Origin of the sequence: Francisella hispaniensis FSC454, assembly GCF_001885235.1 — a bacterium.
Lineage (GTDB): Bacteria > Pseudomonadota > Gammaproteobacteria > Francisellales > Francisellaceae > Francisella > Francisella hispaniensis.
In genome coordinates this window covers 1,158,930-1,175,961 of sequence record NZ_CP018093.1, presented here as the reverse complement: position 1 = coordinate 1,175,961, position 17,032 = coordinate 1,158,930, and the positions used below count along the sequence as shown (strand labels likewise).

Here is a 17,032-nt window from a genome sequence, read left to right as displayed (position 1 = left end):
TCTCTCCGTATATTAATCTAGATTTGATAATTAGATTTTAGACAAAATATTTGTCTTTTTCAAAGCTTATCATATATTATTTATTAGATGATGAAATTTAGTTTATAAACTATGGCAAATTACCTAGTTACAGGTGGTTCAAATGGCATTGGCAAAGCAGTTATTGAGCTACTTTTACAAAATAAAAATCATACTGTCATTAATATAGACATACAAGAAAGTTTTAGTGTTGAAAACCTAAAATTTATCCAAGCTGATTTGACTAACCAAAGAGATATTTCTAATGCTTTAGATATTATCAAAGATGTTAGTTTTGATGGAGTTTTTTTGAATGCAGGGATTTTGGTAAAAGGATCCATTTTTGATATAGATATTCAAAATATCAAAAAAGTATTAGATTTAAATGTTTGGTCAAGTATTTATCTAATCAAAGGTTTAGAAAATAATCTTAAAGCTGGCTCCTCAATAGTATTTAATGGTTCTGATCAATGCTTTATCGCTAAGCCAAATAGTTTTGCATATACTCTAAGTAAAGGGGCTATTGCACAGATGACCAAATCGCTGGCTTTAGATCTAGCTAAATATCAAATTAGAGTTAATACAGTTTGTCCTGGTACTGTTGATACAGATTTATATCGAAATTTGATACAAAAATATGCAAATAATGTTGGAATATCATTTGATGAAGCACAAAAACAAGAAGAAAAAGAATTTCCTCTAAATAGAATTGCGCAACCTCAAGAAATTGCTGAATTAGTATTTTTTTTACTCAGTGATAAAAGTAAGTTTATGACTGGTGGTTTAATTCCTATAGATGGTGGCTATACAGCGCAATAGTATTGTCAACATACAAGATAAAAATGTTATAATTGCTACTAAATTTTATTATAAGGCTAGAGTATGATCGAAACAGATAGAATAATCTCAGCTAATACAGCTCAAACGAGTGATGAAAATGTTATAGATAGAGCTATCAGACCAAAAACTTTGGCAGAGTATGAGGGGCAACCAGCTGTACGTGAACAGATGGAGATTTTTATTCAAGCAGCAAAAGCGCGTAAAGATGCTCTTGATCATACACTTATATTTGGACCTCCTGGCTTAGGTAAAACAACATTATCAAATATCATTGCTAATGAAATGGGGGTTGAGCTTAAGCAGACAAGTGGTCCAGTGCTAGAAAAAGCTGGCGATTTGGCTGCACTTTTGACTAACCTTGAAGAGAATGATGTGTTATTTATTGATGAAATTCATCGCTTAAGCCCAGTTGTAGAAGAGATTCTCTATCCTGCTATGGAGGACTACCAACTTGATATAATGATAGGTGAAGGTCCAGCAGCGAGATCTATAAAAATTGATTTACCGCCGTTTACATTAGTTGGAGCAACTACAAGAGCAGGGCTTTTGACATCACCTCTGCGTGATAGATTTGGTATTATTCAGCGACTAGAGTTCTATTCGATAGATGATTTGTCAAAAATTGTTTATCGTTCAGCAAAGTTACTAAATCTAGATATTACTACTGATGGTGCGATGGAGATTGCAAAACGCTCAAGGGGAACACCTAGAATTGCTAATAGACTTTTACGTAGAGTGAGGGACTATGCTCAAGTTAAAGGTTCTGGAGTGATATGCTTTGAAATTGCTGATAAAGCTTTGAGTATGCTTAAAGTTGATCCAGTTGGCTTTGATCATATGGATCATAGGTATTTGCTTACATTAATGGAAAAATTTGCTGGAGGACCGGTAGGACTAGATACAATGTCAGCAGCTTTAAGTGAAGAAAAGGGTACTATTGAGGATGTGATTGAACCTTATTTAATCCAACAAGGCTATATTATGCGTACAGCTAGAGGACGTATTGCAACTCTATTAGCATATAACCATTTTAAATTAAAAATCCCAGATAGCTTAAATGCAGATCAACAACAAACTCTATCAATATAAGAATTTTAAAAGATTTAACTAGAGAAGTAGTTTAGGGTTAGCAAGAGCTAGAGAATTTATTAAGGTCATTATACTTAATCACATCTTTTATTCTATGTTGATATTCTTGGCCTTCTAATGAAGAGTAATCTCCTAGAGTATCGATTAGTTGATCTGTATCATTTTCCCCAGTACCATTTAATTCTCTCACAGTTCTAAATTTACTGAACTTATCTACAGTATTTAACTTATAATAATAACCTAAAACACTATCGCCTACATCTTTAAAAGTTTCAACTTGGACATCAGAATCTTTGGCTTTTACACCACAATTTTCTTCAAAGCAATGTAAGCCAAAATAATTATTATAATCTACAGCAAATCTTGAAGTTCCCCATCCTGTTTCAAGAATTGCCTGAGCAATTACAAGACTCTTAGGAGCTATATTAACTTTAAGTACTAGCTCATCTATTTGTTGTTGTAAGGTTTTATCTCCCCAAACTTTATAGAAATCAGTATATTTTTTTATTTTAGCTTTTTGATTATCATTTAGATTTTGATTACTATTAAGAATTTTTTGTAATCTTAAAATAGTATCTCTTTGTCTACATATCTCGCTATTAGCTTCATCTATTTCTTTCGACATAAAGTCTATAAAGGTTTTCTTTTTTTCAGCTACGTTTTTGATATCTCTAAAGTCAGGTTTATTAGTAGAAACTTTTATAGGAGGTGTTTCTAGATGATATTTATCAGAGCTTGCAAAGCTTATGTTGATAAAAAATATACCAATGATTAAAAATATTTATTTATTTTTATTAATTTCATTTTTTATAGGATCTAAAATTAATTTTACTTGAAATACATTGTAACAATATACATAGCTATTTTATATATCTAAATTATTCCATATTATTTATTTTAATGAACTAAGAATCTCTTTTAGTTGAAAATGGAAATATTAACCAAAGCGAAAGATATATTTATATAAGTGTACCATCTAATTTCAAATTATTTTTATCTAATATTTTTTTAGCTTCCTGCATTATATATGCAATTATAATAACTCCTACACCTATCATGAACTTGCATACATCATCCGTACTTATATTAAAATATATACTTCTTCCCTCTGGGATATTATAGCTATATATAACTGATTGTAATGAATAAGTAATTAATCCTGCTATAGTCCAACCTAATCTTTTATATAATGAAACAACTTTAGATGATAATATTTCTAGCTTTGTACATAAATCGAAAATTTTGATTAACAATCCTATGATATATAGAAAAAAATAAGAGGTGTCATATCTGTAAGCAGTAATAGTAATTTTGTAACTAGTACAACTTTTTCTGAAAAGTTTTCAGTTGTAAGATAAATAGTTGTATTACCATTAGTAATCGTAAACTTTCCATATAAAAAAATCCAAATGTAGGTGATAATCTCATAAGGAAAAACAAGGCATAAAAACCATTTATATAATTTACTCATCCTTTGTAATTTTTTCATTTGTTATTATTCTCTTATGTTTAATATCAGTAGTTTGTTTTTATGATATCGTTTAGCTTTCATAAACTAAGATATCTCCTGGTTGACATTCAAGATACTTGCATATAGCTTCCAATGTGGAGAATCTAATAGCTTTTGCTTTTTCATTTTTTAATATCGATAAGTTTTGCTCTGTAATGCCAATAGCCTTAGCTAAATCTTTAGATTTTACTTGTTTATCAAGCATAATTTTGGCTAAGTCAATCCTTATAGTCATATAGAAATATCCTTAAATAGTTAAATCATTTTCTTCAGCAATTTCATGAGCTTTTTGCATAACTTTTGAAATAGTTATAATAACGCCTCCACATAGTAATGCTACTATTTCATTGGTATAAATAGATAAGCTAACAAATCGCTCTCCGACAGGGTTGTGATAACTTAGAGTCAATGAGATTAAAGGTTCAAAAATAATTTGAGCTATAAAATAATATACTAATCCCCATCCTAATCTTTTATATATTGAAACTACTTCATAAGAGAAAACTTCAAGCCTCTCATAACTAGCAAAGAGCTTAATTAGCAATGCCACTATGTATAGTATAACTGAAACAGGTATTAGACTTACTAAAAATCCTATGACTCTAGTATCTAAAGAAAGAGGATGTGAAATTTCATCAATATAATATTGAGCTGTATCTGTAAATGATGGTATGTAGCCTTGTTGAGCAAATGCCCAAAAGCAAGGTACAGATATGATTATTAATATAAAAATTATTTTAAAAATAATCTTATAAAACTTACTAGTTTTTTGGAGATTTTGCATGATTATATACCTAAGTTTGTGTTTGTATTATTATTTTATACAAAAATTATTGTTAAACAATAATTTTTTATTGTTTAACAGCAAGATTAAGAACATAATATAATAAAAAATTTAATTTCATTTATAAAAAATGCTCAGAAAAATATTATTAATTTGTAGTCTTTGTTTATTTATCAATATTCTACAAGCTAAAAGCTTAGATAACTTTTTAGCAGAATACGATTATCAAAAGCTAAAATTAGTCAATACTAATCAAGAATTTGCTACTCCATATCTAATTGGTAAAGTAAATCAAAATAAAGCTTATGTATTATTTGATTCTGGCTCTAAGGGAGTTAGTATATTTAATTTTTCTGTAAATCAGCTGAAACTTAATAAAATAGAAGATCAGAATTATTCATTAAATATGGCAGGGCAGAAGAGTAAAAATTATAATGTAATTTTAGATAAGATAGAAATTGGCAATATAAGTTTAAATAATATAAAAGCTAGAATTACTACTCAACCAAAGAAAAAGCAATATCCAATTATTATAGTAGGTTTAGATTTTTTAGAAAAATATAATGCAATACTTGATTTTTCTCGATCATACATATACCTGACAAATAGAACAATAACACCTAAAGAACACTATTTAATTGGTCAAAAATTACAGAATAATAGTGATTATTTGTTGATCAATTTGACAAAATTAATTTCGCAGTATCAAATAATGAGTATAGCTATTGATAATAATTCACCTGTAAATTGCTTAGTTGATACAGGGACATCTAATTTTACGATAGCTAATAAATATAGTGAAAGTTTGGGTTTGAAAAGTACTTCTAAAAAAACAATTCAGGCAACAGATGGAACTCTTACAATTGCTGATGCTAATATTTCTAGCCTAATAATTAATCCTTTGAATATTTTTTTCCAAAAAAAAGTTGAGTTAGATAATGTAAGTGCAACTTCAGCAAATATTGAACCAATGAGTAAGTTTTTAGGAGTGCTTTGTGTTCTAGGATACAAGGAATTAAGTCGTATGAACTCTATATACGATATTGCTGCAGCAACAATTTATATAAGAAACAATCATAAGTTATTATGATTATTAGCTAATTTTTTATACCAGATAAATATAATAGCAGCAGCTGAAAGCTTCATGATACACGGCAAAACACAATATATAAATTTAAGAACAATATTGAGGTTATCAATATCTGATGAAAACGAGATATTAATAAGAGGGAAGGTTATAACAGTTGCAATTGCATAACTAAACTTTGCAATAAATGCTAATAGTGCATAGTATCCATTACCAAGCTCTTTTCGCTCTGGATAACTATCTATCCATTTAGCAAGCAGTATACTTGGAAGTATCAATTCTGTAGCAAGTCCAGCTCCTGAAATGAAAGATATAATTGTAAAAAGAATATAATCTCCATCAGATAATGTAAAAACAAAAGAAAAAATACTTGCATAAAATAAAAGAACATAGCCCCAAGTTTTAATAATTCCAAATTTTAATGATATTTTTTTTACTATTGGTATAAAAATTATTGCGCCTAGAAAATAAACAAATATGTATATCCCTGTTAATTCTGGAGTTTTTAAAACATATTTACTAAAAAATATAATAGCTACAGCTGGTAGAGTAGAACCTATAGCACTTATAATATAGCTAACAAAAAGAAATGCTCCATCTTTGTCAAAATGATTAATATAACTTTTAATATTAAAATTATATATTACGTGTCTAGATTTATCTTCTAATTCAACTTTATTTATCCACCTTAAAAAAAAGATACTTGAAATTATAATCAATATGATCGCAATAATAGCATAAAGAAAATAACTATTTTTATGAGGAATGAAAGCAAGAAGAATAGATAATAAAACTGATGCTACAAGCACTCCTATAATATTAGAAATCTCTCGAGCTGAAATTATTACTGACTTACTGTTATCATCTTTTAACCATAATGCTCCTTTTGTGGTAGAGAATATTGTTATATAACTAAAAGCTAAAGTAGATAAAAAAATTCCAATAGCAAGATTAATAATTATATTTGGAAATACTGGTACACATATTATGAAAACTCCTGCTATAAATATAGCTACAATTGCAATGAGGCTTATTTTACTAAGATAATGAAACCTATCACAATACCATCCAATAAGGGGATCAAATATCGCATCAAGCGCTCTTAATACAAATAAAACTATACTTAAAATAGTTAAGTTTATGCCATAATTTGTATGATAATAGTCTGGGATAAATATGTATATTGGAATACTTGCAAATGCTACTGGAAAAGCGATAAATGCATAATTAAAAATATCTATTTTTTTAATGCTCATAGATAAAATAATTTATTATAGTAGTTCCATAATAGCATTATTATTTCTAAGTTTAGATTAAAACTTTTTAAGCTTACCAGTTAATTTTTTTCTTAGGTATCCATTTATCAAGAAGAGCTTTATATTTTGCTTCTAGAACTTCTTTAGGTGGTAACTCTGGTAATTTTGAATATAAATCAGCTTTTTGAAAAGCTTTTAATAAAGGTAATAATAACCAATCTTTTTCATTTGCAAGTTGTTGATAAGCTAAACCACCTGTTTGTGGAGTATGCCAAGGATAAAAAGAATGATAACGTAAGAGATATAACCCTTCATAAGGGATATTGCTTCCTTGTTCAAATACCTTATAAATATATTCATCGTGTCCAAAACTCATATCAACATTATCAAAGCCACATTCTTTTTTGTAGATTCCATAGTGTGTGTCAGATTCTATACTATATTTGTTATAGTCTTTAGAATCTCTAAAAAACTCTTTATGAGAAAAAACATTTGCTGTTGCAAAAGGACAAGCTACTGGATATGTATCACCAACTGTTGACCATTGTGGTAATTGACCATATTCTGGTAATGTCATAATTTTACCTAAATCATGAACAAAACCTACTAATGGAAACCATGACCAATCTTTTATATGACTATATAAATTAGCAAGAGTTTCTTTTTTAGTATAAAATTCTTGCCATTTTTTAGGCAAACTTTTCCATTCATGATCTCTAAAAAGTGACTTAATCAAAGCATTTTCTCTGATTTCAGTATCATTTTTTAAAAATTTATTTTGACAAGCTTCAGCAGTTTGATAGGCATGTTCAATTTGTGGTAAGTCATTATCTGGATCACTTTCATCATGAACGTTTTCTAAAAGTTTAAATACCTCATAAACATCCATATTTGCCAGTTCAAGCTTAAAATACTTTGCTTTCATCTGAGCTACATAATCAGGATTTTGATTTATATGCATTTCTCTGTAAGTTCTTTCTACACGATCTTGGAATTTACTATCTGTATAGTTACGAAATTCACCAAATGTATTTTCTGCAGTTTGTGACATAATATTTCTCCTTATAAATTAATTTGTAAACCATTAACTTTGTTTACCTAGAAATCTTGTTTTTATTCCTTTATTGAGATTATTTTCGATAGTTTCAAGATCAACCCCTTTTGTTTCTGGAACAAATAAATATGTAATAATAAAGGCTAAACTCGCGACACAAGCATATATACCAAATGTAAATGATACACCTATAGTTATCAAGATAGTTAAAAAGGTTGCAGCGACTACAAAGTTAGCCAACCATTGTACTGAAGCAACAAAACTCATCGCTGATCCTCTAACACTTAGTGGAAAAATCTCTGAAATAATTAACCAAAAGAGAGATCCAACACTAATACAATAGCCAACTATATATAAGAAGACATACTAAAGCCAATATGGCAACAGCACTATTTGTAACGTTATTAAGTAAATAAATCATACTAAATAGACTTAATGCTGCCATCGCTGAGCCAATTAAGAGAAATTTCCTTCTACCAAGCTTATCAATGAAAATTATTGTTAAAATTGTGGCTATGAAGTTAACAAGTCCTAATGAAAGAGTCATAAGCATTTGCATTTCACTACCATCAAAACCAATATTTTTCATTATATATGGTCCATAATACATGACCGTATTTATACCAAAAAATTGTTGAAATATCCCTAGCGCTAATCCTATGTACAGAACAGGGCGAATCTTTTTATCAAAAATAGCTGAGAATTTTGGTTTAATAGCTTTTTGAAGATTGTTTTGTATCGCAGAGAGCTCTTGAAAAACCGCATTTTCACTTTCACGAATTTTTGCTAAAGTTTCACGAGCTTGATGTTTTCTACCTTTAGAGAATAACCATTTTGGTGAGTAGGGCATAAAGCACATTCCAACAAAAAGCATAATTGCAGGCACTAATCCCGTTGCTATCATAACTCTCCAGCTACCACTACTAGTTAGAAAATAATCAACAATAAAAGCTATAACCTGACCACCTGTTAGAAATGCACCGTTCCAGAGTACTAAAGATCCTCTTTTAGATGCTGGAGCAACTTCTGCTATAAACAATGGCACAGCATAAGACGCCACTCCAATAGCTGCTCCTAGCATAAATCTACCTAAAACTAAAGTTTCAATATTTGTAGCTAAACAAGCAACTAATGTTCCAATAATAAAAATCAAACTAGTTGCAATCATTACTCGCTTGCGTCCAAATCTATCAGTAAAGTAACCACTCATTAGAGCACCAAAAAATGCCCCTAGGACACAGAAGCTTACTACCATTTCTAACTGCCAATGTTCAGCCATAAATTCTCTTTGAATGAATGGTGTAGCACCAGCAATAATAGAAGTATCAAAACCAAATAATAGTCCACCAATTGCTGCCACAGCAACAATTATAACCACATAAAGTTTTGATGATTTTTGTTGAGTTTGTGAATACATTTTACTTCTCCATAATAAGTTTTACTTCTCCATAATAAGTTTTACTTCTCCATAATAAGTTTTACTTCTCCATAATAAGATTATGCATATTAAATATTTTGATAGATTGTGTATAAGTTATGTCATAAGCAATATTTAAAGCATCTTCTTTAGAAATTCTTCCTTGAAGAACCATTTCTGCTAAATAAACAGCATCAATACGTCTTGCAATATCATGCCTTACAGGTATTGACAGTAGCGCACGCGTATCATCAATGAATCCAGAGCAGTTATAGAATCCTGCTGTTTCGGTAACAGCATGACGGAATCTTCTCATGCCTTCAGCAGAATCATTAAACCACCATGCTGGACCTAAAAAAACACTTGGATAATGTCCAGCTAATGGCGCTAATTCACGTGAGTAGGTTGATTCATCCATGGTAAATAATACTGTTTTGAAATTGCGATTATTACCTACTTTACTTAAAAGAGGATGTAAACCATTTACAAAATCACATTTTAATGGAATATCACAACCTTTATCATTACCGAACTTTCTTTGAATCCTTGGGTTATGATTTCTAAAAACACCTGCATGTATTTGCATAACAAGACCATCATCTGTAGCCATTTTTGCCATTTCTGTTAGCATTTGACCGCTAAATATACGTTTGTCCTTGTCTGATGCTACATCTGTTATTATTTTTTTGAACAAACTACGACGTTCAGATTTATCTAGATCATATGCTTTAGGAATAGTCACACCATGATCTGAAGCAGTAGCACCGTTAGCTTTAAAAAACTCGCGTCGTTCAGCTAGTACATTGATAAAGTCATCATAACTTTCTATTTTTTTATTAAGCTTCTTTACAAGTTTTTTTATGTTTTTATGCACTGGATGTAGCTCTGGGTTTGTAACACTATCAGGGCGGAATGTTGGTACTACTTTACAATCAAAATCAGAATTAGCAATGTTTCTATGGTGAATCAAATCGTCAGCAACATCATCTGTAGTGGCTATAACCTTTATATTAAATCTTTTACAAATTTCACGTGGTAAAAACTCTTTTTGTCTTAGGCAGCTATCGATATGATCATAAAGTTCATCAGCTGTTGCTGGATTAAATGATTTATCATAGTTAAATACATCTTTTAGTTGTGCATCAAACCATAATCCAACCTGTGTACCTTTGAATAGATACCAATTTTCAGCAACTTTATGCCATATTTTCCTTGGATCAGTTTCTACAGCTTTACCATCTTTTCTAGCTATACCAAAATCTTCTAATCTTAGTCCCTGTGAATAAAACATTCTAAAAATATAATGATCTGGCTTTATAAGAAGTTCTACTGGATTTTCAAATGCTTGGTTTTCATCAAACCATTTTGGATCAGTATGTCCATGAGGACTAATAATTGGTAAATTTTTGATATGTTGATAAATTTCAAAGGCTAAGTCCCTAGTTTGTTTATCCGTAGGCATTAAAACATTATCGTTTAACATTCTCATCTCCTTTTATATTAATGATGAACTTCCTATAGCGATTATATTTTCTTGATCTAAGTATTGTTGTTGATTTGTTGTATTTATACCTCCTGTAGCACAAAATTTGACTTCAGGAAAAACAGCTTTATAGTTTTTTAGAAGTTTGACTCCTCCAAATGCTTCTGCTGGAAAAAATTTAATAATTTTAAAACCATAAGTCATTACAGTCATAATTTCAAAAGGAGTTACAGCCCCTGGTAAATATTTAAGATTATGCTCTTGAGCAAATTCTAATAATTCATTACTAGCTCCTGGAGAAACATAAAAATCTGCCTCAAAAAATCTTGCTTTTCTAAACTGCTCTATATTAGTTATAGTTCCTATTCCGATTATTAAGTCTTTGTTCGATTTGATTACCTCTTCAACTACATTTAGAGAATTTGGTGTTCTAAGAGTAAATTCAACTATTTTGAATTTCTTTTCGCGGACTTTATTTAGAATATTATTAGCTTCTTCAATGGTATCTGCAGAGACTACTGGAATTAGAGGATTATCTTTAAGTAACTCAGCTATTGTCATTGTATTAGTTCCTTTAGTTGATCTATATATTTATCTGTATGAGTTTTATTAATTATTGCGCCTTGGTGTTGAATAATTTCAGCAGCAAAATTTTGAGCAAATTTAATACTTTTGTGTAAATTTATACCTTTAGCAAAAGCTGCTAAAAATGCCGCATTGAAACTATCCCCAGCTGCAGTTGTATCTATAGGAGTAACTATTTTTGTCGCTTTTATTAAGTTGATTTGATCTTGATAGTTTAATATAGTTGGATTTTTTCCATGCTTTATAATAATCATAGGTATATTAAATTTATTATACCTATCTAAAGTTTGTTGGTAGTTTACATCATTAAATAAAAGCTGCTCATCATCAAAAGTAGTTAAAACTATAGTTACATATTTTAACACTTTCATTAAATATGCTTTTGTTTGATCTTTGGATTGCCAACATTTAGGGCGATAGTTTAAATCAAAAATAATTTCTTTATCTTGCCCAGAGTTTCTAAAGTTTTCTAGCCAGTTTGCAAAAATTTCTAATTGTTTATCATCCCAACGTGATAGCGATATTCCTGAAAAATATAAGTACCGATACTGCTTAGTATATTTATCTAAGTTTTCTTTAGTCAAGTGATAAAAAATATCTTTAATTGGCGCTTGTTCACGCCAATAATAAAAACTTCTTTCTCCTTTATTATCGGTTTGGATTGCATATAAACCAGGGACTCTATCTTTGAGTTTTAGGATTTCAGAAGTATCGATATTTTCATCATTCCATTGATTTATCATTTGAGTTGAGAAGTTATCATCGCCCAGAGCGGTTAAAAAAGTAACTTCTCCTTCTAGTCTAGCGTAGTATAATGCAGTATTTAAAACATCTCCGCCAAAACTTAGTTTAGTATTAGAGCCTAATTGGATTTGACCACTAAGCTCAAGCATACATTCACCGATAGCCAAAAGTTTATTGCGCTGCATTTTCTATTTCTCTTTTAACGGCATACGCTACACCACGGACTTCAGCAAGACCTTTCATGCGACCAATACATGAGTATCCTGGATTAGTCTTTTTATCTAAGTCAGCTAACATTTGTTGTCCATGATCTGGTCGCATATATATTGGTTGAGAATTTTTTTCTATTTTTAGGATCTCTTTTATAAGTGCGTACATGTCTGTGTTACCACATAGATGCTCCGCCTCATAAAAACTGCGGCTTTCTGGATCAAGAGCTACGTTTCTTAGATGTGTGAAATATATTCTTCGACCAATCTTTTTTGCCATAAGAGGCAAGTTATTATCCCATCTAGATCCAAGAGAACCAGCACAAAATGTTATACCGTTAGTCATAGATGGGATTTGCTCAAATAACCAGTCATAGTCTTGTATAGTGCTAATAATTCTAGGTAAGCCAAAAAGCTCAAAGGGTGGATCGTCGGGATGAATTGCTAGTTTAGTACCAACTTCCTCAGCTACTGGAACTATTTTCTTTAGGAAATAAATTAAATTTTCACGAAGTCTTTCCTTATTAATATCTTTGTACTCATCAAGTGCAGCTTGAAATTGTGATAGAGAGAAACTCTCTTCAGCACCAGGTAGTCCTGCAATAATATTTGCTGTGAGTTTATCTTTTTCATCCGATGACATCTTTTCAAAATACTCTTTTGCCTGAGTAATAATCTGAGGTTTATAATCTTTTATAGCATTTTCTCTTTTTAAAATATGTATATCAAAAGCAGCAAAAGCAACCTCATCAAATGATAACGTTTTAGCACCAGTAGGAGTTTGCTTGGCTAGATCTGTACGTGTCCAATCTAATACTGGCATAAAATTATATATGATCAATTTAATACCGCACTTAGCAAGATTACGAATACTTTGACAATAATTTTTTATATATTCATCGCGAGTAGCCTTGCCTCTTTTGATATCTTCATGAACAGGTATACTCTCAACTACAGACCATTTTAAGTGAGTTTTACCAAGTTTTACTGAGTTCTCTACCTCATACTGTCTTTTTTGGATTTCTTCTATAGGCCAAATTTGACCATTAGGTATATGATGCAAAGCAGTTACAATATCAGTAACTCCAGTTTGCATAATATCTTCAATACATACAGGATCATTTGGACCAAACCAACGCCATGATTCTATCATTTTATTCTCCTAATTTACTAATAACTTTTATAACACCATTTTTGTTTATTTCTTCAATAAAAAATATTATTTTTTTTGCTAAGTCTTTATTTTGTGAGATAGTACTCGGGAATATGCTATTTATTGCTAGGAATTCATTTACTATTTTATCAATAGTACTATTTTTTTGATATATTAATTCATAAACGTACTTTAAAGGGTCACTAATCTCTAGAGTATTTCCATATTGATTTTTACCACTACAAAAGAGTATCCATCCGGCTAGCCCCAAAGCTAGAATATCAAAATTTAGTTTATTTTCTAAAAGATAGTTTAAAGATCCTAACCATCTTTGAGGAATCTTTTTTGAACCATCCATAGCTATTTGTTCAGTTTTATGCTTGAGGTGAGGGTTAGCAAATCTGTGTAAAAGTTTATTAGCATATTCAGCAGTTGAAACTTGTTTAGGCAAACCATCCACTAATGGCGCAGCAATTTCTAACATATATTTTCTAATAAAGTTATAAAACTCAGGCTGAGATATAACTTGATCTACCGTTTTGAAACCTGTATAGGCGCCAAGATATGCAATAAGACTATGACTTCCATTTAGCATAGTTAATTTTAATTTTTCAAAAGGTTCTATATCTTCGACAAATTCAACTCCAACTTTTTCTAAAGCGGGGCGCCCATTTGCAAAATCATCTTCAATTACCCACTGAGAGAATTCTTCGGTTGCCACAGCTGAAATATCTTTCTGACCAATCATACTTTCAATATTATCTAAAGTTTGCTGTGTAACTGCTGGTACAATTCTATCGACCATTGAGCTAGGAAAACTAACATTCTCTGATATCCAGATACTAAGTTGTATAGTTATTTTACTTGAAAACTCTAGAATAGCTTTTTTAAGAATTTTGCCATTATTTGGCATGTTATCACAACTAAGTAGGGTAATTGGCTGAGAGTTTTGTTGCCATCTTTTATATAAACCAGCAACTGTAATCCCTATAGCAGTTTTAGGTGAAGATAAATTTTCTAAATCATAAACTATATCTTGATTATCAAAATCTAATTCTTGCGTTGATAAATTTACATAATAGCCTTTTTCAGTAACTGTATAGGTAATTATCTTTGTTTCTGGATCTGCAATTTTAGTCACTAAATTTTCGCAATGGTCATTTCCAGCAAAATATACTTCCTTTAACGCGCCTATAATCCTATTTTGAGTACCATTTTCATCATTTGTTGATAGGGTATATAAACAATCATTAGCTTTTAGGTTATCAATTAGCTTTTGGTTACTTCTAATAGTTCCACTAATATAACCCCAATTTAGAGCATCTTGATCGCCGGCATTAAGTAGTTTATCAATATAATAAACTTGGTGTGCTCTATGAAATGCTCCTATACCTATATGTAGCATACCAGATTTTAATTTATCACGTTGGTACTTCGGTAATTCACAATTATAGAGATTTTGCAGATTAAGCATTATATTTTTAATTCCTTGTTCATATTGATTATTTGAGGATGAGCTACTTTAAAATATTCATGACCTTGATATTGCCAATCAATATTAAGTTTACCATCTTTGTTTATAACTTGAATATTTAAAACAGCATTTTCACCATTTAAATAACCCATGGTTTCACCATCGTCTAAATAGATTTGATGTTGTGTTGATATATCAGTTAGTGAAGGATAAATTTTGTAAACTAATTCTTGATTGAAATTATTAAATCCAGCTTTGCAATTATTTGTAACAATAACTGATCCTTCTCTAACAAATATTGGGATACTTTGGATATCTACATTTATACTAATAATTTTTCCACCCTGATAAACTCTACCTGCATAATAATCATACCAATTAGATCCTTTAGGTAAGTATATTTCTCTAACTCTTTGATTTTTTTCTAAAATATTTGCTATAAGTAAGTTTCCGAGCATAAAATCTTGGTTTTCTTCAAAAGTTCTTATATCGGTTTCAAAGTCATAAAAAGTTGGTTTTAGAATAGCTTTGGCATCTGTATGTGACTGGTAGCAAAGCTGATAAATATATGGAATTAGCTCATTACGTAAATCAAAAGCTTTTTGTATTGTTTGTAAAGCTTCTGGATACATCCAAGGAGTATTTACTGATTTATCATCATTCCATGAGTGAATAGTAAATCTAGGATAAAATATACCGTGCTGAATCCAACGAATAAGCAATTCCGGCTCTGGAGCAGGTCCACTAAAACCGCCTATATCATGACCAAAATTATAGATACCTGATAAAGATAATCCTTTAGCCATTTCTAAATTATATTTTAATGTTTTCCACTCTGTATAGTTATCTCCCGTCCAAGTTTGAGCATATCTTTGTAGTCCAGCACATCCTGATCTTGTAATTAGGTAAGGGCGCTTTTGTGGAGCAAAATGTTTCTGAGCCTCAAAACTTGCTTTTGTCATTAATAATGATTGGATAGGTTTAATATGTTTAATTTTTATTTCTTTACCAAAACCGTAGCAAATAGCTTCACCATTATAAACTTCATATTCGTTATTATCGTTCCATGTCGATTCTATACCTTTTTCTAAAAGTTGTTTGGTAACGTTATCTTGCCACCAAGATATAGTTTTAGGATTTGTAAAATCTAGATAATATCCTAGTTCATCCCAAAATTGCACAAGTTCTGGTTTTGTATAATATTTATTGTAAATAAAACCATTAAAGCTTGCTACTTCGTCTAATTTAGGATGGTCTTGAAGTAGGCATGGTTTAATGTTTGCACATAATTTAATGCCATTATCAGAATATTTTTTGGTAAAAGATTGTATATCTGGAAATTTTGAATGATTCCAATTAAAAACATATCTTTTATCTCCAATAGAAGTATATCCTGAGCTTAATTGAAATGAGCCACATTGAATATCATATTTTTGACAATCTTTGATAAAATTATCCATTTGACTTTGAGCATCAGGCAAATCTGTATAAGTCATTGTAGAACCTGAATAATACAAACTCCAATAGGGTGGTAATATAGTCTTACCTGTTATAGTACTAAAAGTTTCTGTGACCTCAGCAATCTTATCACCAAGTATAAAATAGTAATCTAAATCACCAGCTTTAGCCTCGTAACTAATATATGGTCCATGATAATTATCAATTTCTTTACCAAAATTAAAAATACTATCACTTAAATTATCGTAAAATATACCAAATGATGTTTTATATAAGTGATTATGAGATATAAAGAACGGTATATGTTTGTATAAAGGATCAGAACTTTCTGCATCATATCCCATTGGATCTATTGATTTCATCTCATAGCGCTTTTTATCGCGATTAAGAGAACCAGTTTTTTCACCAAGACCGAAAAACATAGATTTAGGATCTTTCTTAATAGCATGATACACACCTCGATCTGACCAAAAGTCTAAATTGTATGCTTGAGTATCTAAATCTTGAGATATTTTAACCCATTCGTCAGAGTCTCTTTTATACCAACTAATGATAAAACCATTAAGCTTTATTTCACATTTTAGTTTTGAAGTTGCTATAACCGCAAAATCATCATTACCATAAGCTTCAAAATTTGGGCAACTAAAACTTGAGGTATCTAATCTATCAATTCCCTCAAATGGAATATCATTTTTTGTTATTGACCAAGTTTTATCTAAAGATGGCTTTAATGTTTTAGTTAAAAGTACTCTGAATATATTTTCTTCTAAAACAAAAATTCTTGCAAATAACTGTTTTTCTTCAAGTTCAAATAAAAGATGATCTTGTTTGGTATCTTTGAGTTTAAATTTACAAATATCTAACATAAGCA

At 30.2% G+C, this 17,032-nt stretch carries 15 protein-coding genes and 1 pseudogene; 3 read left to right on the top strand and 13 right to left on the bottom strand.

The genetic code is table 11. From position 1 onward, the window contains the following. The first annotated feature begins 111 nt into the window (after nucleotides 1–111). Together FSC454_RS05760 and ruvB are read left to right on the top strand one after the other, a co-directional pair. A complete protein-coding gene (locus FSC454_RS05760; RefSeq protein WP_066045379.1) occupies nucleotides 112–837 on the top strand; it encodes an SDR family NAD(P)-dependent oxidoreductase in 726 nt (241 codons plus the stop codon). A gap of 63 nt (nucleotides 838–900) precedes the next feature. Continuing rightward, nucleotides 901–1,947 carry a Holliday junction branch migration DNA helicase RuvB gene (gene ruvB / locus FSC454_RS05755; protein WP_066045381.1) on the top strand — a complete coding sequence of 349 codons (1,047 nt, stop codon included), beginning with the start codon at nucleotides 901–903 and terminating at the stop codon, nucleotides 1,945–1,947. Nucleotides 1,948–1,984: 37 nt separating this feature from the next. Here the strand turns inward: ruvB and FSC454_RS05750 are convergent, their stop codons facing one another. The 4 genes from FSC454_RS05750 to FSC454_RS05730 all read right to left on the bottom strand — a co-directional run bounded on the left by FSC454_RS05750 (nucleotide 1,985) and on the right by FSC454_RS05730 (nucleotide 4,241). Beyond that, nucleotides 1,985–2,572: a glucosaminidase domain-containing protein gene (locus FSC454_RS05750; protein ID WP_066045387.1), complete on the bottom strand. Its 588-nt coding sequence runs from the start codon at nucleotides 2,570–2,572 to the stop codon at nucleotides 1,985–1,987. Between the two features lie 334 nt (nucleotides 2,573–2,906). After that, entirely contained in the window at nucleotides 2,907–3,200 is a 294-nt protein-coding gene (locus FSC454_RS05745) for a hypothetical protein (RefSeq protein ID WP_244148252.1), read from the bottom strand. Nucleotides 3,201–3,488: 288 nt separating this feature from the next. Beyond that, a complete protein-coding gene (locus FSC454_RS05735) occupies nucleotides 3,489–3,692 on the bottom strand; it encodes a helix-turn-helix domain-containing protein (RefSeq protein WP_014548192.1) in 204 nt (67 codons plus the stop codon). A gap of 12 nt (nucleotides 3,693–3,704) precedes the next feature. Then, nucleotides 3,705–4,241: a DUF2975 domain-containing protein gene (locus FSC454_RS05730; RefSeq protein ID WP_066046220.1), complete on the bottom strand. Its 537-nt coding sequence runs from the start codon at nucleotides 4,239–4,241 to the stop codon at nucleotides 3,705–3,707. Between the two features lie 130 nt (nucleotides 4,242–4,371). On the opposite strand from FSC454_RS05730, the gene FSC454_RS05725 reads away from it, so the two are divergent. After that, nucleotides 4,372–5,331 (top strand): retroviral-like aspartic protease family protein, encoded by a 960-nt coding sequence (locus FSC454_RS05725; RefSeq protein WP_071794808.1) that lies wholly within the window; start codon nucleotides 4,372–4,374, stop codon nucleotides 5,329–5,331. On the opposite strand, the gene FSC454_RS05720 is transcribed toward FSC454_RS05725, so the two are convergent. The 9 genes and pseudogenes from FSC454_RS05720 to FSC454_RS05680 all read right to left on the bottom strand — a co-directional run bounded on the left by FSC454_RS05720 (nucleotide 5,316) and on the right by FSC454_RS05680 (nucleotide 17,027). Beyond that, nucleotides 5,316–6,584, bottom strand: coding sequence for an MFS transporter (locus tag FSC454_RS05720; protein ID WP_071794807.1), 1,269 nt, complete (start codon nucleotides 6,582–6,584; stop codon nucleotides 5,316–5,318). The two genes, FSC454_RS05725 and FSC454_RS05720, sit on opposite strands and share 16 nt — an antisense overlap. 73 nt (nucleotides 6,585–6,657) lie before the next feature. Then, on the bottom strand, nucleotides 6,658–7,635 hold the full coding sequence (locus tag FSC454_RS05715) for an inositol oxygenase family protein (RefSeq protein ID WP_014548196.1): 978 nt from the start codon (nucleotides 7,633–7,635) through the stop codon (nucleotides 6,658–6,660). A 33-nt stretch (nucleotides 7,636–7,668) separates the two neighbouring features. Next, nucleotides 7,669–9,055: pseudogene (locus FSC454_RS05710) on the bottom strand (sugar porter family MFS transporter). 61 nt (nucleotides 9,056–9,116) lie between these two features. After that, entirely contained in the window at nucleotides 9,117–10,538 is a 1,422-nt protein-coding gene (gene uxaC, locus FSC454_RS05705; protein WP_066045418.1) for a glucuronate isomerase, read from the bottom strand. A gap of 12 nt (nucleotides 10,539–10,550) precedes the next feature. Continuing rightward, nucleotides 10,551–11,099: a bifunctional 4-hydroxy-2-oxoglutarate aldolase/2-dehydro-3-deoxy-phosphogluconate aldolase gene (gene eda, locus FSC454_RS05700; protein ID WP_066045416.1), complete on the bottom strand. Its 549-nt coding sequence runs from the start codon at nucleotides 11,097–11,099 to the stop codon at nucleotides 10,551–10,553. After that, nucleotides 11,096–12,052, bottom strand: a complete 957-nt coding sequence (locus tag FSC454_RS05695; RefSeq protein WP_071794806.1) for a sugar kinase — start codon at nucleotides 12,050–12,052, stop codon at nucleotides 11,096–11,098. The genes eda and FSC454_RS05695 overlap by 4 nt, the downstream gene beginning before the upstream one ends. Beyond that, the gene (uxuA, locus tag FSC454_RS05690) at nucleotides 12,039–13,229 is read right to left on the bottom strand and encodes a mannonate dehydratase (protein WP_066045414.1); all 1,191 of its coding nucleotides are present in this window, start codon (nucleotides 13,227–13,229) and stop codon (nucleotides 12,039–12,041) included. Before uxuA ends, FSC454_RS05695 begins: the two co-directional genes overlap by 14 nt. Nucleotide 13,230: 1 nt before the next feature. Further along, nucleotides 13,231–14,703, bottom strand: a complete 1,473-nt coding sequence (locus FSC454_RS05685; protein ID WP_066045412.1) for a mannitol dehydrogenase family protein — start codon at nucleotides 14,701–14,703, stop codon at nucleotides 13,231–13,233. Then, on the bottom strand, nucleotides 14,703–17,027 hold the full coding sequence (locus FSC454_RS05680) for a glycoside hydrolase family 31 protein (RefSeq protein WP_066045410.1): 2,325 nt from the start codon (nucleotides 17,025–17,027) through the stop codon (nucleotides 14,703–14,705). The genes FSC454_RS05685 and FSC454_RS05680 overlap by 1 nt, the downstream gene beginning before the upstream one ends. Between the last annotated feature and the right edge of the window lie 5 nt (nucleotides 17,028–17,032).